Genomic DNA, 25,245 nt, shown 5'->3' on the forward strand with positions numbered 1-25,245 from the left:
AAATTTTATTTAGTAATAGGATTTAGGATTAAAGCAAAAACAGAATAATTAATCATATCCTGATAATTAGCATCGATTCCTTCAGACACTATTGTTTTTCCTTTATTATCTTCAATTTGCTTAACGCGAAGGAGTTTCTGCAAAATCAAATCGGTTAATGAACTTACACGCATATCGCGCCAAGCTTCGCCGTAATCGTGATTTTTGGCTTCCATTAAATCTTTGGTTAATTTTACTTTAGCATCGTATAATTCAGTTGCTTTTTCTACGTCAAGATCTGGCTGATCTACAACGCCCAATTCTAACTGAATCAAAGCCATGATAGAATAATTGATGATTCCGATAAATTCTCCTTTTTCGTCTTCATCTACTTTACGAACCTCGTTTTCCTGTAAACTTCTAATTCGTTGCGCTTTTATAAAAATTTGATCTGTCAGCGATGGCAGTCTTAAAATTCTCCACGCACTGCCGTAATCTTTCATTTTATTGATAAACAATGTTCGGCAAACCGCGATAACATTATCAAACTCTTGGGAAGTATTCTTCATTTATATGCTGTATATTTGCTAAAATTTCTTCAAAAATAAGGATAATTTTTTAAGAGTTTCAAGTTTAAGGTTCGCTTTGTTTCAAGTTTTTTCTAAACAAAGTGTTAATGGCGATAACTTGAAACTAAAATATGTTTCAAGTTTAAAGTTCTCGAACTTACGCAATCTGTATCAACTTGAAACGTTAAACAAATAAAAACGTGAAACAAAATGTTTATTAACTGCAAAGGAGAACTTATCGATTTGTCAATTCCGAGAGTAATGGGAATTCTTAATGTTACTCCAAATTCTTTCTTTGACGGAGGAAAATATAAAAACGAAGACGAAATTATTTCGCAAGTAGATAAAATGCTTTCTGAAGGCGCAACATTCATCGATATTGGAGCGTATTCTAGTAAACCAAGCGCTGAATTTGTAACAGAACAAGAAGAAATCGACAGAATTGTTCCAGCAATCGAATTGATTTTAAAACACTTTCCAAAGACTTTATTATCTATTGATACTTTTAGAGCCGAAGTTGCAAAAGCAAGTATAGAAAGTGGCGCGGCAATTATAAACGATATTGCTGCTGGCGAATTAGACGATAAAATGTTTGATGTAATTGCGCATTATAACGTTCCGTATATCATGATGCACATGCGAGGCAATCCGCAGACTATGCAGAGTTTGACGCAATACGATGATATTATAAAAGAAATGCTTTTCTATTTTTCAGAAAAAGTAAAAAAAGCACGTAGTCTAGGAATCAACGATTTGATTTTAGATCCTGGTTTCGGTTTTGCTAAAACAACCGATCAGAATTATGAAGTAATGCAGAAAATGGAACTTTTTAATATTTTAGAATTACCAGTTTTAGCAGGAATTTCTAGAAAATCGATGATTTATAAAACACTTGATATCACTCCACAAGAAGCCTTAAACGGAACTACTTTCTTGAATACAATAGCTTTGACAAAAGGCGCTAAAATTCTTCGTGTTCATGATGTGAAAGAAGCGGTGGAATGTGTTACTTTGTTTGGTAAAATGAGTTTGAATACTATTTAAACGATAGATTTGTCATTCCGAGGAACGAGGAATCACACTAGTATTTCCTCAAAGTATGTCGCCAATCTTTGTTGAGTTTCGAGTGTGATTCCTCGTTCCTCGGAATGACAAAACGTTGTATTAATTCTTTGTGTAAAAAATAAATAAAATGAAATACTTTACCCTAATTATAGCTTTCCTACTTTTCTCCTGCGGAAAAAAAGAAGACGTTTTATTACCAAAATCAAATGTTTCAATTGTAAAAGACGTACAAGATCATTCGCCGATTTACATCTTTTTCAAAGTTGATGGAAAAGATACAATTGCCGATTTGAATAGAAAAAGTGCCATTATATCAACCAATTGGATTTTTAATATAGACAAACGCTTGCCTTTAAAATCGGTTATGCCGCAGGTAATAAAAATGCAAGAAAAAAAGCGTAACGAGAAAATGCATCAGAATGAAGAATCTGAAAACTATTATTCTTATGCAGATTCTATTGGAAAGAATTTAGCTTTTATTCCTTTTACGAAAGTGTTTTATAAAATGGAAAAACCTACCGCAGGAAGTTTTGTTGTTTATTTTAAAAAAGGAAAAAAACAGGTTTTCATGGGAAATAAGGAAATAAAAATTTCCGAAATATTAAAGTATTTTTATAGCATAAAGTTTGATAGAGTCCCAGATTTGGTGTTTTTATTCGATAAGGATATGAGTTACGGAGAGTATATTCAATATAAAATTTTACTGCAAAAAGATGTGACTTACAATCTTGATAAACTCCCAGTAGAATTTATTTTCTAAAGGAATTAAGAGCAAGAAAAACAAGAATTAAAAAGCCTTTCTAGAATCAGAAAGGCTTTTTTTAATTGTAAGGTTAATAACCGCCACCACCTCCGCCACCTCCGGAAGTGCCAGTTTTCATTAAAGTACCACTAATTTCGCCATTAGGATATGCTGTGGTATGTAAATTTACATAATAATGATTGGCCATAAGTTCTGTAATTTGTGCATCTGTCACGCTGCCAGACACAGTAAATGGAGAAGTTGCTACACTTTCATCAGAAAACGGGATAACTATTGCACCATCTGCGGCATGTATATGACCGTGTGTTGGTGTTAACCCCGAATAAGTAACTTTGATTTCGAATGTTTTTGCCGTTTTATTTAATGTGAGCGCAGCAGTGCCAGAAGCTGTAGAAGTAACACCAGTTGGAGGAGTTAAGGCAGCTGAGAAAGTTACCATAACAGGTGAATTGTTGTCATCACTATTAGAACATGAAGTTCCAATAAAGAGCAGAAATAAAAATGCTGAAAATTTAATTAGAGCTTTCATAATTATGTTTTTTTTAAATTAGAAAAAAGGTTAAAAAACTATAATTATTAAATCTTTTAAGAGATAATAAAGCACTGTAAATTTACGATTTTAATTTTGTTTTATGGTTTAAAATATTGATTATTAAATTTTTATGGTTTTTGGAGGCAATAAATTTTTAAATTAAAAATTTGAAATCTAAAACTTAAAATAAACTTATTGATGATGATAAGGTTCATTTCGTAAAATGGTAAATCCGCGGTACAGTTGTTCGATAAAAAATAAACGAACCATTTGATGTGAAAATGTCATTAGCGAAAGCGAAACTTTTCCCTGCGCTTTTTTATAAACGGTTTCAGAAAATCCGTAAGGTCCACCAATAACAAAAACCAGTGTTTTTACACCAGAATTCATTTTCTTTTGCAATTCTTCAGAAAAACCAACGCTTGAGAAAGTTTTTCCGTTTTCGTCCAATAAAATTAATTGATCGGTGGCAGAAAGTTTTGAAAGAATCAATTCGCCTTCTTTTTCTTTTTGCTGGCTTTCAGATAAGTTTTTTACGTTTTTGATGTCTGGAATAATCTCCAATTCAAATTTGATATAAAAAGACAAACGTTTGGTGTAATCGTCAATCAACGTTTGAAGCGATTTGTTATCTGTTTTACCTATTGCGATAAGTTTGATGTTCATTTGCTAAGTTTTTGCCACGAATTGCGGTAATTTAAACACATAGAGACATAGTTTTTCTTTGTCTGTAAAAGGCGTTTCACTAACCGCAATACACATAGCTATGTGTTAAAGCTTGCTTTTTCTGTAATCTTAAACGGAAACAATTATGCCTATGTTTCTATGTGTTTAATTGTTTACGCAAAGCAATTTATTGTTTTTTATTCTCAAAAACCGTTTCAAAATGTTCTACAATCGGAAATGGTTCGTAATAGTGATGCAAGATCTTTTTCCATTCTAAATACGCTTCAGAAGTTCTAAAACCTACTGTATGATCTTCAAGCGTATTCCAATCGACCAGTAAAAGGTATTTGTTTTCTACTTCTAGACATTTTTCCAAACGATGTCCTAAATAACCATCTATTGATGAAATATATTGACTTGCTTTCGAAAAATCAGCTTCAAATTGATTGGCTAATTCTAGTTTTACATAAAGAAATGCTGCTTCTAGGATCATAATTTTATTTTTTTGCACGCAGATTTTACAGATTTGAGCAGATTTAATTTTTTAGATAAAAATCTGGACAAATCAGCTTAAATCTGTAAAATCTGCGTGAAATTAAATATTAGTTTTTAGAAAATTTCGATTCAAAAGTTTTAAAACGATTATCTAAATCCTTAATCAATTGTTTTTTTACCGATGTATCTTGAATAAAACTGTAATTGATGCTGTTGTAAACGTATTTTTTGATCGTTTCATAATTTACATCAGGATATCTTTTCGCTAATAAAACATATTGTTCTGTCATATTGCTTCTTAAAATTCCTGCGTCATCAGTACTAATTACAATTGGCACATTAAATTCTTTGTAAAGCGTAAACGGATGTCTGTTTTCTTTTACTTTCAAAATGAATTCGTTACTCACTAAATTAATCTCGATTGGAATATTTTTTTGAGCCATATATTTCAATAAATCATACGAATTTGCTTCGTAAGCAATATCTACTCCGTGACCAATTCTGTTTGCTCCTGCAACGTAAATTGCATCATTAATATGCCAAGTCAATTCTTCTGGCTGAACCAAACCTAAAGCCAATTCGCCCGCATGAAGCGTATATTTTACATCTGGAAATTTCGAATGGCAATATTTAAACATTACCATGTGTAGCCAGTAATCTTTCATCGAAGTTTTTCCGTGTTCTGGAGAAACTATATTTACACCCGCAGTCAGTTTACTTTCGCTTGACGAAATAAAAGCAATAATCAGATTTTTAAACAAATCTACAGGTTCCATAAAACGAAGCACAAAGTTCTGATAACGCATAGTGAATTTTTCGTCATCTATTTTTAAATCTTTATGCAGTTTTGCTATGAAATTATTGTTGAAATCCTCAGCATATTTTTTAGCTTCTTTTTTCTGAAGTGATTTGTATAATTCGTCCAAAAGTTTCAGAACTGCTTTTTCGTCTTTTTGATCTGCGGCCTGACGTAATTTTGTATTAAAATCAGCTAAATCAGAAACATTCATATCACACGGAATTGTTGATAATTGAGTTTCGATATAAGAAACATTTTCGGCAATGGCGCGCTTTTTTAATTCAAGTATTCCTTCTGCAAAATGACCTTGAATAGTAGGTTCAAATTTCATGAAAGAATCAAAAAACTGATCATCAGAAGGCACAGAACCATTATAATCTTTTACAGACCAAGTCTGCATGATTTGCTGTTCGTAATAATCTAATTTTCCTTTATTTGCAAGAGATGAAAAGTTTTCCCAGTTTCCGTTTGAAGGTTTTGTTTTTGAAACCGCCATAGTTTCTAGATTCAGATAAAAATCTTCGGCAATAGCTCTTTCTAAAAGCGGTTCTGCATAAACTGATCCTGAAAAATGGTGGTGTAAATCGCCTCCTTTAGGCATTTGTTGAAAAAAAGCTGTTAAGAGAGCTTCGTTATTTCTGATTTTTTCTAAATAACTCTCAGCTGATTGAGAAAAGCCGATTTGTGTTATAAAAATACAGAAAAGCGTAATTATCCTTGTCATACTCTAAGTTTAAATTACATGCAAATATACGAGTTTCCAAGGAGATTTGAAAATTTTGTTTTTGGAGGGACGAAGGAGCAGAGGTTCAAAGGGGCAAAGTTTTTTTTAAGTAGATTGTGGTCTTTCGCAATTTTTGTCATTTCGACGAAGGAGAAATTTTGGCAAGAAGCTCGATAAAGATTGGATTTTCGTTGCGGAGTTACTCGTGGAGATTTCTCCTTCGTCGAAATGACAAACAGGACGTTTATAAAATGCGAAAGACGCACAACAGTGCGTCTCTACAATAAAACTTTAGACAAAGATAGAAAACCTCTGTGCCTTTATCCCTTTGCAACTTTGAACCTCAAGAAAAAAGTACATCACGAATTTCTTCAACCTTATCAAAAACGCTTTTCGCGAAAGGACAAAGCGGAATAATTTTTAAGTTGTTTGCTCTTGCATAATCTACCGCAGCCATAACTAGTTTTTTGCCGACACCTTTTCCGTTAAAATCGGGGCTTACTTCAGTGTGATCAATGATGAATTTAGAATCTCCTGCCCAAGTATAAGTCATTTTTCCAGCTTCTTTTCCGTCTTCAATTGCTTCAAAATAGCCTTTTCTTGTATCGTTTATTTGTTGAATTTCCATTGTAATTATATTAATGTCGTTTTAATTTCGATTGAATGTGTCAGTGTTTTATGAATTGGACAGCTGTTTGCAATCGTTTCTAATCTTTGTCTTTGCTCTTCGTTAACTTCACCGATTACTTCGATTCTTCGGGTGAATGAGGTACAATTTCTCTCTGAATCTCTTTCAAAATCAATTTTGATATTGATTTCTTCGACGTTCCATTGTTTACGATTAATGTACATTCGTAATGTAATTAATGTGCAAGAAGCCAATGATGACGCCAAAAGCTCGGTCGGATTTAAACCTAAATTTTTTCCGCCTAATTGCTGAGGTTCGTCTGAAATTAAAACATTTCCGCTTGCAGAAGTGATTTCCGTGCGATACAAACGCGTATCTATTTTTGCTGATACTGTATCCATAATTATTTGATTCTTGGTTCAGGTAATGGCACAAATTCGGTTTCGCCTGGAACTTTTGGGAAAGTTTGGTTTGTCCAGTCAGTTTTAGCTTTTTCGATTAATTCTTTATCAGATGAAACGAAATTCCAAAAGATAAAATGTTCTTCAGGAAATGGTTGTCCGCCAAAGATATAAACCGTTGAATTTTCGGAAATTTCAAATTCACAAAGAGAAGCTTCAGTTGTAATTAAAATTTGTCTCGGATCATAAACATGTTCGCCATTTTTAATACTTCCTTCTAAAATATACAAACCGCTTTCGCCGAATAAATGCTTACCAATATTGATTTTCTTCGCTTCTTTGCTTTTTATTTCAATAAAATAAAGCGGACTATAAACAGGAACTGGCGATTTTTTGCCAAAAGCTTCACCTGCAATTAATTTATATGAAACACCGTCTTCTTCCCAAGCTGGAATATCGTCTGCTTCAACGTGCGTGAAATTTGGATCCATTTGCTCTAATTCTTTCGGAAGCGCAACCCAAATCTGTAATCCGTGAAGCATTTTATCAGAATGTCTTAAATATTCTGGAGTTCTTTCAGAATGAACTATTCCTTTTCCTGCTGTCATCCAGTTTACAGCGCCGGGTTTTATTTCTAATTCTGTTCCTAAACTGTCGCGGTGCATAATGCTTCCTTCAAACAAAAAAGTTAGCGTAGAAAGTCCGATATGCGGGTGCGGAGGAACATCCATATTTTCATGATCACTTAAATGCGCAGGTCCCATATGATCGATAAATACAAATGGTCCGACAGCTCTTTTTTCGCGGAAAGGCAATAATCTGCCAACCATAAAATTGCCAATGTTGGCAGCACGTTCTTCGATAATTAAACTGATATTTGACATGTGGTATTATTTGATTTGAAAACAAAATTACAGTTGTGATGCTAGTCTGTAACTTAATTTAGATTAAGAAAACTTGTTTTTGTTTTTTTTTGAATTATAAAAATAAGGAAAAACGTTGGTTAAGTTTTTAGTTGATGATTAAATTTAGTTTCAAAAAGTCCCAGAGGAACGAAATATTTGTAGAATAATAAGGTTGCCACAACGACTAAGCCCCAGCGGGGCGAAATAAATATGTCGCTCCGCTGGAGCTTTTTTTGTGGAATACGATAATATTAGCTATAAATATTCTGCTCCGCTGGAGCATTAAAATAGGACATTATTCAATTAGGTCGAAACTTAGGGAGTCACTCTCCGTTCCATTAATTATAATGGACAATTGATGAGTTCCCGCATGAAAAACACGTGTCGTAATCAATTTAAAAGACTGATTTCTTTCAATTTTTGTTAATTGATTCGGATGATAGATTTTTTCACTGATTTTGAAAACTTTTTTCGCCAAATGTCCTTTTGCTTTTTTATAATGAACAGCATATTCTAAACGAACTGTTTTTGGCTTTTCGTTTTTATTATTCAAGTGAAAATGAAACTGAAGATAATCTCCAATTTTCACAGTTGGCGTTTTGATTTCGAAAGACGAAAGTTCAATATCTGTACTTTCTAAACCATAATGGCTTAAAATGTCCGGATGTCCTTGTTTTAGTAAAGTTCTACATCCATGTTTAATAATTCCGTCCGTTTCTTTGCTGTGACCTTTCCATCTTGAAGCGATTTCAAGAACAATTTCAGGATTATCTTTTACAATATCATTCAAATTGTTGGCAACACTTCTGCGAACATATTCTGAAGGATCATTTTTTAGATTTTCTAAAATAGGAAGAATAGAAGAGGGATCTTTTTTCAGAAACGGAATTGCCATTGCCCAAGGCAATCTTGGCCTTGATCCTTCACTTGCCAATCTGCGAACATGATGATTTTCGTGTAAAGACCATTTGATCATTTCGTCAATCATTCTTTCTTTATATTTTAAAATGAAAGGACGAACAGCAAATTCGCAGCTTATAAATTGTGTGATCGAAACAAAGGCTTTTACAGATGTTTCAAAATCGTCTAAGCCGTAATTTTCAATATAATCGGCAAAGAAAATGAAAGCCAAATTGCCATCAGTAAAACTATTTTTCTTTAAGTTTTCGATGATTTTATCAATTAGAGAAACGGCTTCGGGAAAATTTTGAGGCATAAACTGATGTAAAACCACCGTTGTGTGCTTCATTCTTTCTTTCCATTCTTTTTGAGCAAAATCACCTTCGTAAATAGCTTCAATGAATTTCTTTTTGTTGAATGAAGGATTCACTTCGGCGACAGCCTGACCAAATTTTTCGTAAAAAGAAACCGAGTAAATATCTTTAATTAATCCCATAATTTTTGCTTGATTGAACCTCAAAGATATTTAATTGAACGCTTATTGAAAGATTAAGTTTTGTTAAGAATTGTAACTTTATTTTTCTGAGTGTCTTAATGGTTAAAAAAGAGATATTTAATGTTTTGTGTAATTTTTCATGTTGTCGGAACTTTCAAATCCATAAAATATATTCTAATTTAGCATTATTATTAAAAATAGAAAAATGATAAGCGAAGCTCAATTTCAAGCAGAATTACAACTTTTAATTACTAATGCTATTAGAGAAGATGTTGGACCAGGCGATTACAGTTCATTGGCTTGTATTCCAGATTCAGCTCACGGTCAGGCGAAATTATTGGTAAAAGATCAGGGAATAATTGCTGGTGTTGAACTTGCTAAATTGATATTTGAACACGTGGATCCAAAACTGAAAGTGAAAACTTTTATTGAAGACGGAACTCATGTAGAATATGGAGAAGTTGTTTTTGAAGTTTCAGGAAGTTCACAATCTATTTTAAAGGCCGAAAGAGTTGTTTTGAACACTATGCAGCGTATGTCTGCAATTGCAACAAAAACAAGCTTTTTAATGAAGCTTATGGAAGGAACAAATGCAAAAATTTTAGACACACGTAAAACAACGCCAAATTTTAGAGTTGCAGAAAAATGGGCTGTAAAAATTGGAGGAGGCGAGAACCATCGTTATGCTTTGTATGATATGATTATGTTAAAAGACAATCATATTGATTTTGCAGGAGGAATTACGCGCGCTATTGCAAAAACAAAAGAATATTTAATAGAAAATAATCTTGATTTGAAGATTATTGTTGAAGCTCGTAACTTAGACGAAATCAGGGAGATTTTGTTAAGCGATGGTGTTCATAGAATCTTGATAGACAATTTTAATTATGAAGACACTAAAACGGCTGTTGAATTAATTGGAACAAAATGCCAGACGGAATCTTCAGGTAATATTAGCGAAAAAACCATCCGCGAATATGCTTTATGCGGTGTAAATTATATTTCGTCAGGAGCTTTAACGCATTCGGTTCATAACATGGATTTGAGTTTGAAAGCCTTTTAAGGAAGTTATTAGTTTTGAGTTATAAGTATGAGTTTGATTTTAAAAGCTATTTGTTTTTATCTAAAAAATCATAACTCTAAAATCTAAAATCAAAAAATATGTCCCAAGAGATAGAAGCAAGGATTGAGAAAATACCTGTGGTGCGTTCTTTAGCCCGGCTTTTTAAAAGAATAAAATTGCCTTGGTTAGAGGGGTTTTCAATGTATGATTTGCTGGAAATGTACACTTTAGGAATTCTTGAAGGTGCTTTTTCATATCATGCCAGTGCGGTCTCTTTTAGCTTTTTTATGGCACTTTTTCCTTTTGCGCTATTTATCTTAAACTTAATCCCGTTTATTCCGATAGATAATTTTCAGGAAGATTTTCTGCAGTTTGTTCAGCAGAGTGTACCTCCAAATACTTTTGATGCTATTAGTAAAATTATCAGCGATATTTTAAATAATAGTCACTCTGGTTTATTATCATCAGGATTTTTGCTTTCTATTTTTTTAATGGCGAACGGAATTAATGGGATCTTGAGTGGTTTTGAATCTTCTAAACATGTTTTTGATAAACGTGGTTTTTTCAGGCAATATCTAGTTGCATTGGCAATTTCTATGGTAATGACAGTTATTCTGTTTGTGACAGTAGCGACAATTGTCGTTTTTGAGGTCTTTATTCAAAAAACAATCATTCAAGATGTGTTAAGCGATCGAATTCCATTGATCATTTTGGGTCGATATTTGTTTGTTGTTTTAATGATTTTGATAACATCTTCAATATTATTGCGTTATGGTACAAAACAGTACAATAAAGTACCTTTTATAAGTATTGGTTCTGTTTTTACAACGATCTTAATTGTTATATCTTCGTTCTTTTTTGGGATTTGGGTTATAAAATTTTCAAAATATAATGAACTTTATGGCTCAATTGGGACATTATTAATTCTAATGTTTTACATTTGGATAAACTGTATGATTCTGCTTTTAGGGTTCGAATTGAACGCTTCAATCAGAAAATTAAAACAAAAAAAAAATAAATAGTATGAAAAATTGGATGCTAACTATCGGAGTTTTTTTCTTTGCGCTGACCATGCAAAGCCAAAGTGTAATTGGAAAATGGAAAACAATTGATGATGAAACAGGAGAAGCTAAATCTATCGTAGAGATTTACGAGAAATCAGGAAAAATTTATGGTAAAGTAATAGACATTCTTCGTGATAGTCACAAAAAAGATCTTTGCGCAAAATGTGACGGAGCCGAAAAAAACAAACCAATTTTAGGAATGGTAATTATGAATGGTCTTAAAAAAGATGGTTCAGAATATAATGGAGGAACGATTTTAGATCCAGGAAGCGGTAAAAAGTATAAATGCTATATTACTTTAGAATCTGCTGATAAATTAAAACTTCGTGGATATGTGGGAGTTTCTATAATGGGAAGAACGCAATATTGGACGAGAGTAAAAAACTAATTAAAATCTAATGCGAAAATTAGCTTCGATAATTTTATTCTTAGTTATAGTTTCAAACACCTTTGGACAATCTAAGAATTCGCCATTACAAATAAGTCATCTTACGGGTGACTTTTATGTTTATAGAACTTTTAACGATTATAAAGGAGTAAAGATTTCTGCCAATGCCATGTATCTGGTTACAGATAAAGGTGTTGTTCTTTTTGATGCGCCTTGGGATAAAACACAGTTTCAACCTTTATTAGATAGCATAAAAGCGAAACATAATAAAGATGTAATAATGGTTTTTGCAACGCATTCGCATGACGATCGTGCTGGCGGATTAGGTTTTTACAGAGATAAAGGAATTAAAACGTATTCGGGTAAATTAACAGATGAAATTCTTAAAAAGAAAAACGAAAAAAGAGCCGAATTTTTAATTTCGAATGATACTGTATTTACTGTTGGAAAATATAAATTTGAAGTCTTTTATCCAGGAAAAGGGCACGCGCCAGATAATATCGTTACGTGGTTCGGAAAAGAGAAAATTCTTTACGGAGGCTGTTTTGTGAAAAGTGCCGAAGCGAATGATCTTGGTTATTTAGGAGATGCTGATGTTAGCGAATGGAAAAAATCAATTGCAAAGGTTCAATTGAAATGTAAAAATCCAAAATATATTATTCCCGGACATGACGACTGGACTAATATTGAATCTTTAAATCATACTTTAAAATTAGTCGACGAATATTTGGCTAAATCAACTGGGAAGAAGTAATTTTTCCAAATCATATAAAGGAGTTACATGTTTTTTATCGAAGTTATTTTACCACTTTCCTTAGCAAAAACTTTTACATATAGTATTTCTGAGGCCGAATATCATTTCATTAAAAAAGGAATGCGAGTGGCGGTACCTTTTGGTAAAAGTAAAATATATACGGCGCTTGTTCTAGATGTTCATGAAAACGCTCCAACATTGTATGAAGCCAAAGAAATTCATCAGATTTTAGACGAAAAACCAATTGCAACCGAAATCCAAATTAAACATTGGCTTTGGGTTGCAAATTATTATATGTGTGGTATTGGAGATGTGTATCGTGGTGCGTTTCCAAGCGGATTATTGTTAGAAAGTGAAACTATTATTTCGCATAAACCTGATATTGTAGTAAATGACAGCGAACTTTCTGATGACGAGTTTTTGATTTACGAAGCTTTGCATCATCAGAGTTCTTTAAAAGTTCAGGAAATCTCTTCTATTTTAAATCGAAAAAACATACTTCCAATTCTTCAAAAATTAATAGCAAAAGATATTATATTTTTAGATGAAGAAATAAAAGAAAGCTACAAGCCAAAACTAGTTAGATATGTAAAATTACATTCAAAGTACGAGTCTGATAATGGTTTGCAGGAATTGCTAGAAGTATTGAAAAATGCTAATAAGCAAAAAGAAATTGTCCTGACTTATTTTCAGCTTAGTGCTTCGGAGAAAAAGCCTATTACGGTAAAAAAACTTACTGAAATTTCGAATGCGGGTTCAGCAGCGGTAAAATCATTAGTGGAGAAAGAGATTTTCGAAGAATATTATTTGCAACATGATCGTATTACATTTAATGGAGAAAAATCAGAAAAAGAACTCCAATTAAGTGAAGCGCAAGAAAATGCTTTTACAGCAATTAAAGATAGTTTTTCTGAGAAAGAAGTTTGTCTGTTACATGGCGTAACTTCCAGCGGAAAAACAGAAATATACATCAAATTAATTGAAGAATATTTGCATACAGGTAGACAAGTTTTGTATTTGCTTCCTGAAATTGCGCTTACAACTCAGTTGGTAACTCGTTTGCGTCTTCATTTTGGAGATAAAGTGGCAGTTTTTCATTCAAAATACAGTAATAATGAAAGAGTTGAGGTTTGGAGACAGACGCTTGAAAATTCGCCAAAAGCACAAATTATAATAGGAGCAAGATCGGCCTTGTTTTTACCTTTTAATGATTTAGGATTATTGATTGTTGACGAAGAGCACGAACAGACTTTTAAACAGACTGATCCAGCGCCAAGATATCATGCTCGAGACGCTGCAATTGTTTTGGCTAATTTTCATAAGGCTAAAGTATTGTTAGGTTCAGCAACACCTAGTATTGAAACTTATTTTAATACGCAGAATAATAAATATGGATTGGTAACTCTTTCTGAACGTTATAAAAATGTTCGTTTGCCAGAAGTGTTTTTGGTCGATTTGAAAGACAAGCATTTCAGGAAAAGAATGACGGGGCATTTTAGCGATCTTTTAATCGAAGAAATTGCCGAAGCTTTATCTTTAGGGAAGCAAGTAATTTTGTTTCAAAATAGAAGAGGATATTCGCCTATAATAGAATGTCTGACTTGCGGACATGTTCCGCATTGCCAGCAGTGCGATGTTAGTTTGACTTTTCATAAACATAAAAATCAGCTTCGTTGTCATTATTGTGGATATTCTATAGCAAAACCTACAAATTGTCATAGTTGTTCGAGTATAGATTTAACGACAAAAGGTTTTGGAACAGAGCAAATAGAGCAGGAGTTGGCAACACTTTTTCCTAAAGCTAAAACAGCGAGAATGGATCAAGATACGACTCGCGGTAAATTTGGTTTTGAAAAGATAATCGATAGGTTTAAAAATCGTGAAATCGACATTTTGGTTGGTACGCAAATGCTTGCCAAAGGTTTGGATTTTGATAATGTTAGTTTGGTCGGAATTATGAATGCTGATAATATGCTTCATCATCCTGATTTTAGAGCTTTTGAACGTAGTTTTCAAATGATGACACAAGTTGCGGGAAGAGCGGGAAGATCAGAAAAACAAGGGAAAGTTGTTATTCAAACTTACAATCCAAACCATAATACCATTCAGCAGGTTACAGATCATAATTATATAGGTATGTATAAGGAACAACTATATGATAGACAAATCTATAGATATCCGCCTTATTTTAGAATTATAAAACTGACCTTAAAGCATAAAGATTTTGATAAATTAAAAGAAGGATCTATGTGGTTATATCAGGTTTTAAGTCAAAATCTGGGAATGCCTGTTTTGGGGCCAGAAGAACCTGCAATAAGCAGAATACGAAATGAATACATTAGAACTATTTTAATTAAGATTCCGCAAAATTTGCATTTGGGGAATACAAAAAAAACTATTCAGAAAATGCTGAATAGTTTTGAAGCTGTTGCTCAATATAGAGCTATAAAAGTTGTGATTAATGTAGATTTTTACTAGAGCTTTAAGAAGAAGTAGAAAGTGCTTTTACAAGATCTTCTTTTTTATTACGGCTCAAAGGTATTTTAGTAATTCCTATTTCAGCAAATTTGCTGTTAAAACGCTCAACTTTATCTATATTAATAATGTATGATTTGTGAACGCGAATAAATTTGTCTTTTGATAAATCATTTTCAAAAGATTTCATAGTAGAGAGAACCAGATTACTATCGTCTTCTGTAACTACTCTTACGTAATCTCCAAAAGCTTCAATCCATTTGATTTTTGAAGTGAATATTTTAAGTTTTTTAAGATTACTTTTTATGAAAATATGTTCGCCTTCTTCTTCTTTGATATCTTTTTTAAGCAGATGCATGTCAATTGCTCTTTTTACAGAGGCATTGAAACGGTCAACCGCGATTGGTTTCTGAAGGTAATCTGTTGCATCATAATCAAACGCTTTTAAAGCATATTCAGCTTTAGAAGTGATGAAAATAATTTGCGGTTTTGATTTTAATCCGTCCAGAAAGTCAAAGCCATTTATTACTGGCATTTCAATATCAAGAAAAATTAAATCGATATTATTCAAAGAGATACAGCTTTTTGCCTCAATTGCATTCGAAAAATCTCCAATTAAATGCAAGCCTGGATGGTTATTCACCAGTTTGGCAATAATTGTCCTTTGTATAGAACTATCATCTACAACAACACAGTTTAGTTTCATAACATTCAAATTTAGAATAAATTCAGGATAGCAGTAGTAAATGTATTGCTTTTTATAGAAAAAAACTAAAGTGAACGTATATTTTTTGCATTATGACGAATAAAAGGAAAAAAATGTTGGATATTTAAATTTAATGATTACTTTTGCACCCAATTTTAACAAATAAATTTTATTATTTATGAATCATTATGAAACTGTTTTCATTTTAAATCCCGTTTTATCTGAGGTTCAGGTGAAGGAAACAGTAACGAAATTTGAAGAATTTCTTACTAGTAGAGGAGCTGAAATGGTATCGAAAGAGGATTGGGGGCTTAAAAAAATGGCTTACGAAATCCAAAACAAAAAAAGTGGTTTTTATCACTTATTCGAATTCAAAGTAGCTGGAGAAGTTCTAATTGCTTTTGAAACTGAATTCAGACGTGATGAAAGAGTTATGCGTTTCTTAACTGTAAGTTTAGATAAACATGCTATTTCATGGGCAGAAAGAAGAAGAGCAAAATTAAAATCTACTAAAGCGTAATTATTATGTCTACAATTGAGCAATCTGCAAAAGGAAAAAAAGACGGAGATATCAGATATTTAACGCCTTTAAACATTGAAACTAACAAAACTAAAAAGTATTGCCGTTTCAAAAAATCAGGAATCAAATATATCGATTATAAAGATGCTGATTTCTTATTGAAATTCGTTAACGAGCAAGGAAAAATTCTTCCACGTCGTTTAACTGGAACTTCATTAAAATACCAAAGAAAAGTTTCTGTAGCTGTAAAAAGAGCTCGTCACTTAGCTTTAATGCCATACGTGGCCGATTTATTAAAATAGTATAAAAAAAATCTAGTCGCTGGTTTCTGTTGAATCAGAACCTAACTTCTAAAATATAAGGACAACAACATGGAAATTATTTTAAAACAAGACGTACAAAACCTAGGGTTTAAAGATGATGTAGTATCTGTAAAACCTGGTTACGGTCGTAACTTTTTAATTCCTCAAGGTTTTGCTACTTTAGCAACTCCTTCTGCTAAAAAAGTTTTAGCTGAAAACCTAAAACAAAGAGCACACAAAGAAGCTAAAGTTGTTGCTGATGCTAAAGCATTAGCTGAAACTTTAAAAGCTCTTGAAATTAAACTTACTGCAAAAGCTGGTGGAGAGAAACTTTTTGGTTCTATCACTAACATCGATATCGCTGAAGCTTTAGAGAAATCTGGTAATGCTATCGATAGAAAATTCATCACTAGCGGTGTTGTAAAACGTTTAGGTAAATACAATGCTACTGTTCGTTTACACAGAGATGTAATCGTTGAATTAGCTTACGAAATTGTTGCTGAAAAGTAATAGTTTTTAAATCTATACAAAAATCCCGATGTAAATCGGGATTTTTTTGTTTAAGACAAGATGAATATTAATAATTGGACTTATGGCTGGTGGCTTAGAGCTTACAGCGTAAAGCATAAAGCCTAAAAAGAAATGAAATACGCAAGATTAACAAAAGAACAGTTTGATGAACTTCATGCTGAATTTGCAAGTTTTTTGGCAACACAAGCAATCGATAGAAAAGAGTGGGAAGAACTAAAAATTAACAAACCAGAAGTTGCAGAACAGGAACTAGATGTTTTTTCAGATTTAATTTGGGAAGGTGTACTAGGAAGAGCAGAATATTTAGAACATTTTTCTAAAAATCATATTTTCTTATTTCAGTGTTTTGATACTGATATAAAATCTATTGTTTTAAAATCGCTTTCTCCAGAAACTGATTTTTTAACCAAAGAAGGACTTCAATGGTTAAGTGATAATATGTTTACGGAAAATATCGAAATGAAAGTTGGTAAAAAAGTATTTACTGATGAAAGAAATTCTTCGATTTTTGAACTGATTAAACAAGGTGCTTTTTTAAGCGATGGACAGTTATTTAGCCAAATTAATTCAATAATCGAGTCATAATTCGATTTTCATAATTTTAAAAAGGCAAACATTTAGTTTTAAATGTTTACCTTTTTTTTTGCTTTTTAACTTTTGTTTAATTTTTTTATGCTTTTAAAGCAGGTATTTCTACGTATTTATTTTTAATTCTTCAAAGTTTTACAATACGAGAGCGACTTGTGTAGTTCGTCGATCATTATGGTATTGATTACGGATAAATTTTGGTTACAAAAAGTTACATTTGTAGGTTTTTACTTTGTTTTTTGGTTTTTAACATATTTTCGTCGATTTTTTGTTTAAGAAAAGAATAACATAACAATTCTGTTAAAGTGGTTGATTTTTCTGATGTTTTTAAACAGTTAAAATTTCCTGATTTGACATTTAAGATAAAATTATAAGAAATTTATGCTTGTTTTCTGTTTTTGTTTTTTCTAATTTTAGAATACCAAAAGTTAAACAAAGTTTCTCCACGGAAACTTTTTTCAAAACATGACCAACAGAAGAAAATTAAACTCTTAAAAAAAGAGTTTTTTTAATCTTAACATTGTTAAGATTAAAATTGAAAATTATATAATAACTTAATAAGTCTGTGTATGGAGTTGACAATTACTTTCTTTATCAAGTTTACTTTAGTTGTTCATTTTATTTTAGCTTTATTTAGCCTTGTGCTAAGCTTATTTCGTTTCAACGATGAATTTAATCGTTACGAGATATCTAAATTTAGCTCTTTACCCAAAACTTTGCATTTTAATTTGCTGTCTTTCAAATTTCCCTTTCGGAGGGTTATTTATGAGAAAGCAAATTTTCCATTGATATAACAATTCAATCTTAGCTTTTTTTGACTGAGTAATTTAAAGAATGATTAATCAGCTTTCTTTAAAATATTGAATTTCATTATATAAAGAGAATCCCAATTCTACCCTCAAACTAAAATTTTCATTTATGAAAATTAGGCCTGCAACAAATCACTCCTCGAGGAAAATTGACTACAATCATTTTTCCTTACAAAAAGCGAGACATCTTTTATCTCTTCGAGATAGATTGTGTTCTCTGGTATATTTTGATATACCGAATTCAACATAATTTTTTTATAAAACATAGTTTAAAGGCTTATCGTTAAGTTTTTAAATTTTGTTTTAACTATTTGATTTTTAATTGATTGTTTAATTGCGTAGGTGCTTGCACTTACTGCGAGAGGTGTTTTATTGTCCATTTTCTAATCTTCCAAATTATGAAAAAGAATTTTACTTTTTGTAATCTCAAACTTCAAAAGAGATTATTAGGACTTTTAACTTTATTTTTTATATGCACTAATGCATTGTCCCAAACTATTTGTAGACCCGTGTCTCAAACTAACAGTCAGGGCGGATTATTGTGTGTAGGATTAAATGTTGACAGTCCTGCCAATGCTTATGACAGCGCTGGTTTAACGACTTACGCAACTTTAACGAACGCCGTTGGAGTTGGATGTTTTGTCGAAGAGACATTAACCTTAAATCAAACGGCTCGAGCCGGTGACCAAATTGCCATTTATTTTGGCACGGGTAACGGTTTGCTAGATTTAAGTTTATTATCTAATGCTTCGCTTCAAGCTAAAAACTCTGGAGCGAATGTAGGTTCTAGTGTGAGCTTAAACAGTCCGCTTTTGAATTTAAATTTGTTAAATGGTAATACTGTTGCAGTTGCAAAATTTAACGTGACAGGTGACACTAATCAAATACAAATTCAGGTAGGAGGACTTGTAAGTCTATTAGTGAGTTTAAGAATTTATGATGTTAGACTAGAATTTGCACAGCCTACAGTAGCAGGAGGTTTAACACAAACCGTTTGTGCTGGATCTCTTACGACTCTAACTGCTACACCAGCTGCAGGGACAAGTCTTGCATGGTATAGTTCAGCTTCTTCTACAACAGCTTTAGCAGTTGGTAATACTTATACTACTCCTGCTTTAACTGCAAATACAACCTATTATATAGGAATAACTAGAGTTGCAGGTTGCGAAGGAAATGTTCGCGTACCTGTTGTTTTGAATGTTTCTAATCCAGTTGCACCAGCAATTAGTAATGTAGGAACTACAGTTTGTTCGACAGGTGCAACACAACAGACAACTTTATCGGTTGTAAATGCTGTGCCAGGAACAACTTATACTTGGTATTCTGCTGGAGGTACAGTTTTGTCAACAGGAACCAGTTATTCACCAACAGTGCCTTTGGGATCTACTCAATTTTCTGTAGAAGCTTCTATTGGAAGTTGTATTAGTCCTACTCGAACACCAGTTACAGTTGTTTCTACAGCAGTTCCTGCAACACCTACAGTTTTAACCCAGAGTGTTACTATTCAGTCAGGTCAAAATGCGACTTTGACAGCAACAACTTCAGAACCTGGAGTGCAATTAAACTGGTATGAAACTGCTACAGGCGGAACAGCGGTAGCAACAAATACTTCTTCATTTACAACACCGATTTTAACAGCTACAAAAACTTATTATGTTGAAGCACAAAGTCCGAATGGAAATTGTGTGAGTGCAGCGAGAGTGCCTGTATTGGTAACAGTTCAGCCAGCTTCTTTGGTTGGGTGTTTGGAAGCAGGAAGCCAGCAGATAGTTCAAAATGGTTTATGTTTATTGTGTAGTTCCACAAATCCGAATAATTCTGTTGATGGAAATACAGCAACAGCAACAAGACTTACTGTTCCGGTTGGTTTAATAAACGGTTATATTCAACAAACCTTACAATTCAGTAATCCAGGTAAAGCTGGTGATATCGTAGATGTCGAAATGGAATTGCCTGGCGGTTTAGCTGATGTTCAATTATTAAGTGCAGTTAGTTTAGCAACTTATAATGGAGCAACTTATAATAATGATAGAATTGCAATTAATAATCCGCTTATCACTTTACAATTATTAAGCGGGAATAGATTTAGAGCAAGTGTTACAGCTGGAGCAAATTTTGATCGTGTTGAAATTCGATTAGGAGGTTTGGCAACAGTATTAACAAGTGTAGATATTTATCAAGCAACTTATAGATATAAAGTACCAGCTATTTCTGGTAATACTACAATTTGTAGCGGACAAACAACAACTCTAACAGCAGCACTTGCAGTTGGAGAAACTGTTAATTGGTATGATGCGGTTACAGGTGGAACGTTATTATCTTCTACTGCTGCATTTACAACACCTACTTTAACAGCGCCTGCCACTTATTATATTGAAGTGACTAGAAATGGTTGTGTAAATAGTGAAAGAACTCCAGTTCAGGTATTAATCACTAATCCTGTTTTGCCTACAATTAATTCATTACCAACAACAATTTGTAGCGGACAAACTGCTACTTTAACTGTTCAGGCTCCAGTTGCAGGTACAACCTACAATTGGTATGATGCTGCGACAGGAGGTAATTTAGTATTTACAGGCACTTCATTTATAACACCTGCCTTAACAGTAAATACAGATTATTTTGTAGAAGCGGCAATTGGAGATTGTACGACACCAACTCGTACTCCAGTAAATTTAATTGTTAGTCCGATACCAGCAACGCCAACTTTTGTATCATCTAATGTAATTATTCAATCTGGTCAAAGCGCTACATTGGCAGTTGCAAACCCAGTTGCAGGAGTAAGATACAATTGGTATAATGCTGCATCAGGCGGAACACTTTTAGCAACTAACGTTTCATCATATACTACTCCTGCATTATCAGCTAATCAAACTTATTATGTAGAAGCTACAAATATTGCGACTGATTGTGCTAATTCTGCTAGAGGAGCTGTTACTGTAACTGTGATTGCTGCTGCAAGTACTTGTCTACAGGCTTCAAGTCAAATAACATCTACAGATGGAGTATTATGTGCTTTATGTACTGTGACCAATCCAAATGACTCTGTTGACGGTGATATTACTACATATGGACAATTAACGGTGCCAATTGGTGTAGGAGGATATATTCAGCAGCAATTAATTTTTGCTAATCCAGGCCAAATAGGAGATGTTATCGATGTTGATTTGGAAGTTCCAGGAGGACTTTTAGACATAAGTTTATTATCTAATATTACGCTAGCAACTTATAATGGAGCAACTTATAATAATGATAGAACTGCAATCAATAATAATTTATTGACTATTCAATTATTATCTGGAAATAAATTTAAAGCTAGTATTACTGCGACTGCACCATTTGATCGTGTTGAAGTAAGATTAGGAGGAACAGCAACTTTATTAAGCAATGTGTACATCTATCAAGCAGCGTATAGATTTCCAAATGCTACAATTACGGGGGCTGCAACACCAATTTGTGCGGGACAAACAGCTTCTTTAACAGCTTCATCAACAGGAAGCGAAACTTTTACATGGTACGATTCTCCGACAGGAGGAAATATTGTAACAGTAAACCCAACAGCATCTTTAACTGCTTCAACTACTTATTATTTACAAGGAACAAGAGTTGGTTGTGAGAACAGTTTGCGTCAAGCGGTTACGGTTACAGTTTTACCAATTCCAACAGCAGCTGATATTGTAATTACAACTCCAGTTGAAGCTACTTGTGCAGGAGAGGCAGTTTTGACGCCATCTTCTCCAATAGCAGGAGTTCAATTTAAATATTATACGGATCAAGCTAAAACTACTGAAATTGTAGATGGAAGTGTAATTGGCGGAGTAACCTTTGCAAAAGATGCAGGTACAGGTGCTCTTTCATTAACAGGATTAAGTACTGCTGGAACTCCTTACAATTATTATATTTCAGCGGTTAACGGAGGTACTTGCGAAAATGTAAACGGAACATTAAAACAAGTAACAGTTAATTTCCCTTCAACAACTGTATTGACTGTAAATTCTACATTGATAGGTTGTGGAAGTGCCAATCTAAGAAATGCAATTACTAATTTTGATTCATCAGGAAGTACTACTTATACTTTTTATGATCCTTTAAATAATGTAATAACCGCTGATGCAGCTGCTAATATTACTACAGGAGGTGTTTATTCTATAGAAGCACAAAGTAATACTGCTACTTGTCCATCTGTTAGACAATCTGTAACGGTAACAATTAACGCTTTGCCAAGTTTGGTAGTAACAAATCCTCAAGAATCTGTAAATATTGGAAGCAATGTTACATTAAGTGCGGTTTCTACAGGAACAATTACATGGTTTGGACCTCAAGGAAATCCAATTGCTGGCCCTCCTTTTACAACAGGAGTATTAAATACACCGGGAGTTTACACTTATACAGCTGTTGCTAGCGATGGAACTTGTACTACTACAGCAACAAAAGTAATTAACGTTATAGATCTTAGCAATTGTCAATCATTGGCAGAAAGAGTATATGCAACAGCTCAAACTTCTGGTTCAATAATTACCGGAACTGTTTCTGATGGTGCAAATGCTGTTGATGGAAATCCACAGACGTATTCAACTATTACTACAGGTCTAGGTCTTTTAGGAGTCGGTACAACTTGGCAAGATTTAACTTGGCCAGCACCTATAGCTAAAGGAACTCCAGTAACTGTTAAATTAGGTTCTGAATATAGTTTGCTAGCTGTAGGACAAAACCTTTCAGTGATCGGAACAATTGGTGGGGTTGATATTGGATCAATGCAGTCAGTATCTGGTTCGTTACTAAACTTAATCTCAGGGGATAATACCTATGAGTTTACTTTTGTTCCTTCAGATGCATCTGGACCACAAGATTATGATGGAATTAGAATTCAGTCTGCCTCAGTTTTAAGTCTTGCTCAAAACACAAAAGTATTTGATGCACATTATAACAGACAGGTTTCTGCTGTAACATGTACTCCAGGAGATATTCAAGATATTTTTTATGGTGCAACAGATTTAGGCCTTCCAATTGGAGCTGTAACAGCAGCAGTTGGTGTAAGCGATGCTTGGAATATTGCGGATAATGATATAACTACGTTTGCAACTATGTATAGCGGAGTAGGTGCGTTAGCAGCTGCCGATCTAACAGTACAATTTAAAACTCCTTCTGTTCTTAGTGATACTTTAAGAATTGTAGTTTCTAAACCAGGAACACTTTTAAACGTTAATCTATTAACTGGATTTACTATTCAGCGTTATTTAGGAAATGTTGCTGTGGGTGCTCCAATTCAAAACACAAGTACTTTGTTAAGTATAAAATTATTGCCAGGAAATTCTTTGGCAATGGTATTGGTATCTTCCCCAACAGAAATTTATGATAGAGTAAGAATACGTTTAGGAGGTGTTGTTGGAGTATTAGATTTTTTAAGAGTTCACACAGTAGAAAGAACTGCTAATACAACCATTATTGGAGCAGATCCTCAAAATAAAATTACGGTCTGTCCAGGATCCGATATAGCACTCCAAATTCCTGAAGAAGCTTGTTCTACTTATATTTGGTATGACGCAGAAACGGGAGGGAATGTTGTTGGTAATGGACCTACTTTTACCGTACCAGCTACTCTAGCAGCGGGAATTTATAAATATTATGTTCAGCCAGTACGATATGGCTGTGAAACTTTTGCAAGAGGAGAAGTAACTGTTGAAGTAAAAGCTTCTGCTCCAGTAAATGCTTTAACAGATATTACTTTAAATGGAGGAACAGCGACTTCAGTTTGTTCAGTTTCTGGTACAGTTACTTTACAAACTAGTTTAAGTGGAACACCTGTTTTAACAAACCCAGTTTATTCTTGGTATAGTTTTAATGGAACAACTAGCCAAATAATTCCAGGAGAGACAACTGCTCAATTAGTGGTTAATAATTTGACACCTGGAACTTATACTTATTATGTTGGAGTAACTTCAGATGAATTTTGTGAAACTGCAGCTGCAGATCGAAAACAAATTACATTTACGATTTTACCTCCTTCAACTGTAAATGATATTTTAATTGATGATATAACGGTTTGCCATAGTTTACCTGCATCATTAACACCAACTGCACCAACATTAACAAGCCCTGTATTTACGTGGTATTTAGATACTGCCAAAACACAGCCAATTACAAATGGTGCAACTATAAGCGGAATAACTTATTCAATAGATGCTGCGGGTGTATTAACAGCAGTTGGGCTGACAAAAGCAGTAAGCCCGATAACTTATTATGTTGCGGTTTCAAGTACTAATACTTGCGAAAATCTTGCAGGAACCTTACAAGATGCCGTTATTATGATTAGTGATCCAAATACACCGACAACGACAGATAATACTCAAGATTTTTGTTTATCTACTGCTTCTACTGTTGCTAATATTCAAGTGAATGAAAGCAATGTTATTTGGTATGATGCGCCAACAGGAGGAAATGTAATCGCCTCAACAACGGCTTTAGTAAGCAGAATCTATTATGGAGCTGCAACAGATGCAGTTACAGGCTGTGAAAGTTCAGTGAGACTGGCAGTTACTGTGACAGTTACAGATCCTGCAACACCAACTACTACAGACACAACACAGGATTTCTGTCTGGTAAATGCACCGACATTTGCAAGCATTCAGACAAATGAAACAAATGTTGTATGGTATAACGCTTCAACAGGCGGAATAGCAATTCCAGCAGCGACGGCTTTAACGAGTGGCACTTATTATGCAGCATTAGCTGATGCGGCTACAGGCTGTGAAAGTTCAGTGAGACTTGCAGTTACCGTTACCGTTACAGATCCTGCTACACCGACTACTACAGACACGACACAGGATTTCTGTCTGGTAAATGCACCAACTTTTGCGAGCATTCAGACAAACGAAACTAATGTTGTATGGTACAGCGCTTCAACAGGCGGAACAGCGATTCCAGCAGCAACGGCCTTAACAAGCGGCACCTATTATGCAGCATTAGCTGATGCGACTACAGGCTGTGAAAGTTCAGTTAGATTGGCTGTAACGATCAGCGTAACTGACCCAGGAACGCCTACGACTACAGATGCTACACAGGATTTCTGTCTGGTAAATGCACCGACATTTGCAAGCATTCAGACAAACGAAACCAATGTGGT

At 33.6% G+C, this 25,245-nt stretch carries 22 protein-coding genes; 12 read left to right on the plus strand and 10 right to left on the minus strand.

Annotated features, from left to right (window positions below; all coding sequences use genetic code 11):
• Window positions 1-5: 5 nt before the first annotated feature.
• A complete protein-coding gene (locus tag DM444_RS02635) occupies window positions 6-548 on the minus strand; it encodes a DUF1599 domain-containing protein (RefSeq protein WP_111283711.1) in 543 nt (180 codons plus the stop codon).
• A gap of 210 nt (window positions 549-758) precedes the next feature.
• Between DM444_RS02635 and folP the strand changes: the two genes are divergently transcribed.
• Complete coding sequence (gene folP / locus DM444_RS02640; RefSeq protein WP_111283713.1) at window positions 759-1,592, plus strand: dihydropteroate synthase; 834 nt, start codon at window positions 759-761, stop codon at window positions 1,590-1,592.
• Window positions 1,593-1,740: 148 nt separating this feature from the next.
• Window positions 1,741-2,373, plus strand: coding sequence for a hypothetical protein (locus DM444_RS02645; protein ID WP_111283715.1), 633 nt, complete (start codon window positions 1,741-1,743; stop codon window positions 2,371-2,373).
• A gap of 73 nt (window positions 2,374-2,446) precedes the next feature.
• Here DM444_RS02645 and DM444_RS02650 read toward each other — a convergent pair whose 3' ends face one another.
• From DM444_RS02650 to DM444_RS02685, 8 genes are all read right to left on the minus strand, one after another.
• Window positions 2,447-2,905, minus strand: a complete 459-nt coding sequence (locus DM444_RS02650) for a CHRD domain-containing protein (RefSeq protein ID WP_111283717.1) — start codon at window positions 2,903-2,905, stop codon at window positions 2,447-2,449.
• A 195-nt stretch (window positions 2,906-3,100) separates the two neighbouring features.
• A complete protein-coding gene (rlmH, locus tag DM444_RS02655; protein WP_111283719.1) occupies window positions 3,101-3,574 on the minus strand; it encodes a 23S rRNA (pseudouridine(1915)-N(3))-methyltransferase RlmH in 474 nt (157 codons plus the stop codon).
• 187 nt (window positions 3,575-3,761) lie between these two features.
• Complete coding sequence (locus DM444_RS02660) at window positions 3,762-4,067, minus strand: antibiotic biosynthesis monooxygenase family protein (protein ID WP_111283721.1); 306 nt, start codon at window positions 4,065-4,067, stop codon at window positions 3,762-3,764.
• Between the two features lie 109 nt (window positions 4,068-4,176).
• On the minus strand, window positions 4,177-5,592 hold the full coding sequence (locus DM444_RS02665; RefSeq protein ID WP_111283723.1) for an amidohydrolase family protein: 1,416 nt from the start codon (window positions 5,590-5,592) through the stop codon (window positions 4,177-4,179).
• Window positions 5,593-5,935: 343 nt separating this feature from the next.
• Window positions 5,936-6,220, minus strand: a complete 285-nt coding sequence (locus DM444_RS02670; RefSeq protein WP_111283725.1) for a GNAT family N-acetyltransferase — start codon at window positions 6,218-6,220, stop codon at window positions 5,936-5,938.
• A 5-nt stretch (window positions 6,221-6,225) separates the two neighbouring features.
• The gene (locus DM444_RS02675; RefSeq protein ID WP_111283727.1) at window positions 6,226-6,621 is read right to left on the minus strand and encodes an OsmC family protein; all 396 of its coding nucleotides are present in this window, start codon (window positions 6,619-6,621) and stop codon (window positions 6,226-6,228) included.
• A 2-nt stretch (window positions 6,622-6,623) separates the two neighbouring features.
• Window positions 6,624-7,505, minus strand: a complete 882-nt coding sequence (locus DM444_RS02680; protein ID WP_111283729.1) for a pirin family protein — start codon at window positions 7,503-7,505, stop codon at window positions 6,624-6,626.
• 316 nt (window positions 7,506-7,821) lie between these two features.
• Window positions 7,822-8,922: a DNA alkylation repair protein gene (locus DM444_RS02685; protein ID WP_111283731.1), complete on the minus strand. Its 1,101-nt coding sequence runs from the start codon at window positions 8,920-8,922 to the stop codon at window positions 7,822-7,824.
• Between the two features lie 205 nt (window positions 8,923-9,127).
• Between DM444_RS02685 and nadC the strand changes: the two genes are divergently transcribed.
• From nadC to priA, 5 genes are all read left to right on the plus strand, one after another.
• On the plus strand, window positions 9,128-9,985 hold the full coding sequence (gene nadC / locus DM444_RS02690; protein ID WP_111283733.1) for a carboxylating nicotinate-nucleotide diphosphorylase: 858 nt from the start codon (window positions 9,128-9,130) through the stop codon (window positions 9,983-9,985).
• 98 nt (window positions 9,986-10,083) lie between these two features.
• Window positions 10,084-11,007 (plus strand): YihY/virulence factor BrkB family protein, encoded by a 924-nt coding sequence (locus tag DM444_RS02695; RefSeq protein ID WP_111283735.1) that lies wholly within the window; start codon window positions 10,084-10,086, stop codon window positions 11,005-11,007.
• Window position 11,008: 1 nt separating this feature from the next.
• Window positions 11,009-11,437 carry a DUF2147 domain-containing protein gene (locus DM444_RS02700; RefSeq protein ID WP_111283737.1) on the plus strand — a complete coding sequence of 143 codons (429 nt, stop codon included), beginning with the start codon at window positions 11,009-11,011 and terminating at the stop codon, window positions 11,435-11,437.
• 10 nt (window positions 11,438-11,447) lie between these two features.
• Window positions 11,448-12,191 (plus strand): subclass B1 metallo-beta-lactamase, encoded by a 744-nt coding sequence (bla-B1-FLAV, locus tag DM444_RS02705; RefSeq protein ID WP_111283739.1) that lies wholly within the window; start codon window positions 11,448-11,450, stop codon window positions 12,189-12,191.
• A 27-nt stretch (window positions 12,192-12,218) separates the two neighbouring features.
• The gene (gene priA / locus DM444_RS02710; RefSeq protein ID WP_111283741.1) at window positions 12,219-14,669 is read left to right on the plus strand and encodes a replication restart helicase PriA; all 2,451 of its coding nucleotides are present in this window, start codon (window positions 12,219-12,221) and stop codon (window positions 14,667-14,669) included.
• Window positions 14,670-14,673: 4 nt separating this feature from the next.
• Here the strand turns inward: priA and DM444_RS02715 are convergent, their stop codons facing one another.
• Window positions 14,674-15,372, minus strand: coding sequence for a LytR/AlgR family response regulator transcription factor (locus tag DM444_RS02715; protein WP_008463025.1), 699 nt, complete (start codon window positions 15,370-15,372; stop codon window positions 14,674-14,676).
• A 178-nt stretch (window positions 15,373-15,550) separates the two neighbouring features.
• Between DM444_RS02715 and rpsF the strand changes: the two genes are divergently transcribed.
• The 5 genes from rpsF to DM444_RS02740 all read left to right on the plus strand — a co-directional run.
• Entirely contained in the window at window positions 15,551-15,892 is a 342-nt protein-coding gene (gene rpsF, locus DM444_RS02720; protein ID WP_007810575.1) for a 30S ribosomal protein S6, read from the plus strand.
• 5 nt (window positions 15,893-15,897) lie between these two features.
• On the plus strand, window positions 15,898-16,194 hold the full coding sequence (gene rpsR / locus DM444_RS02725) for a 30S ribosomal protein S18 (RefSeq protein WP_002987043.1): 297 nt from the start codon (window positions 15,898-15,900) through the stop codon (window positions 16,192-16,194).
• 69 nt (window positions 16,195-16,263) lie between these two features.
• Window positions 16,264-16,704 carry a 50S ribosomal protein L9 gene (gene rplI / locus DM444_RS02730; protein WP_035648232.1) on the plus strand — a complete coding sequence of 147 codons (441 nt, stop codon included), beginning with the start codon at window positions 16,264-16,266 and terminating at the stop codon, window positions 16,702-16,704.
• A gap of 132 nt (window positions 16,705-16,836) precedes the next feature.
• On the plus strand, window positions 16,837-17,310 hold the full coding sequence (locus DM444_RS02735) for a DUF6495 family protein (RefSeq protein WP_111283743.1): 474 nt from the start codon (window positions 16,837-16,839) through the stop codon (window positions 17,308-17,310).
• 1,210 nt (window positions 17,311-18,520) lie between these two features.
• Window positions 18,521-25,245: immunoglobulin domain-containing protein (locus tag DM444_RS02740; RefSeq protein WP_455423258.1), on the plus strand; the 6,725-nt coding region annotated here is incomplete at its 3' end.

This window comes from Flavobacterium ginsenosidimutans, assembly GCF_003254625.1.
GTDB classification, from domain to species: Bacteria; Bacteroidota; Bacteroidia; order Flavobacteriales; family Flavobacteriaceae; genus Flavobacterium; species Flavobacterium ginsenosidimutans.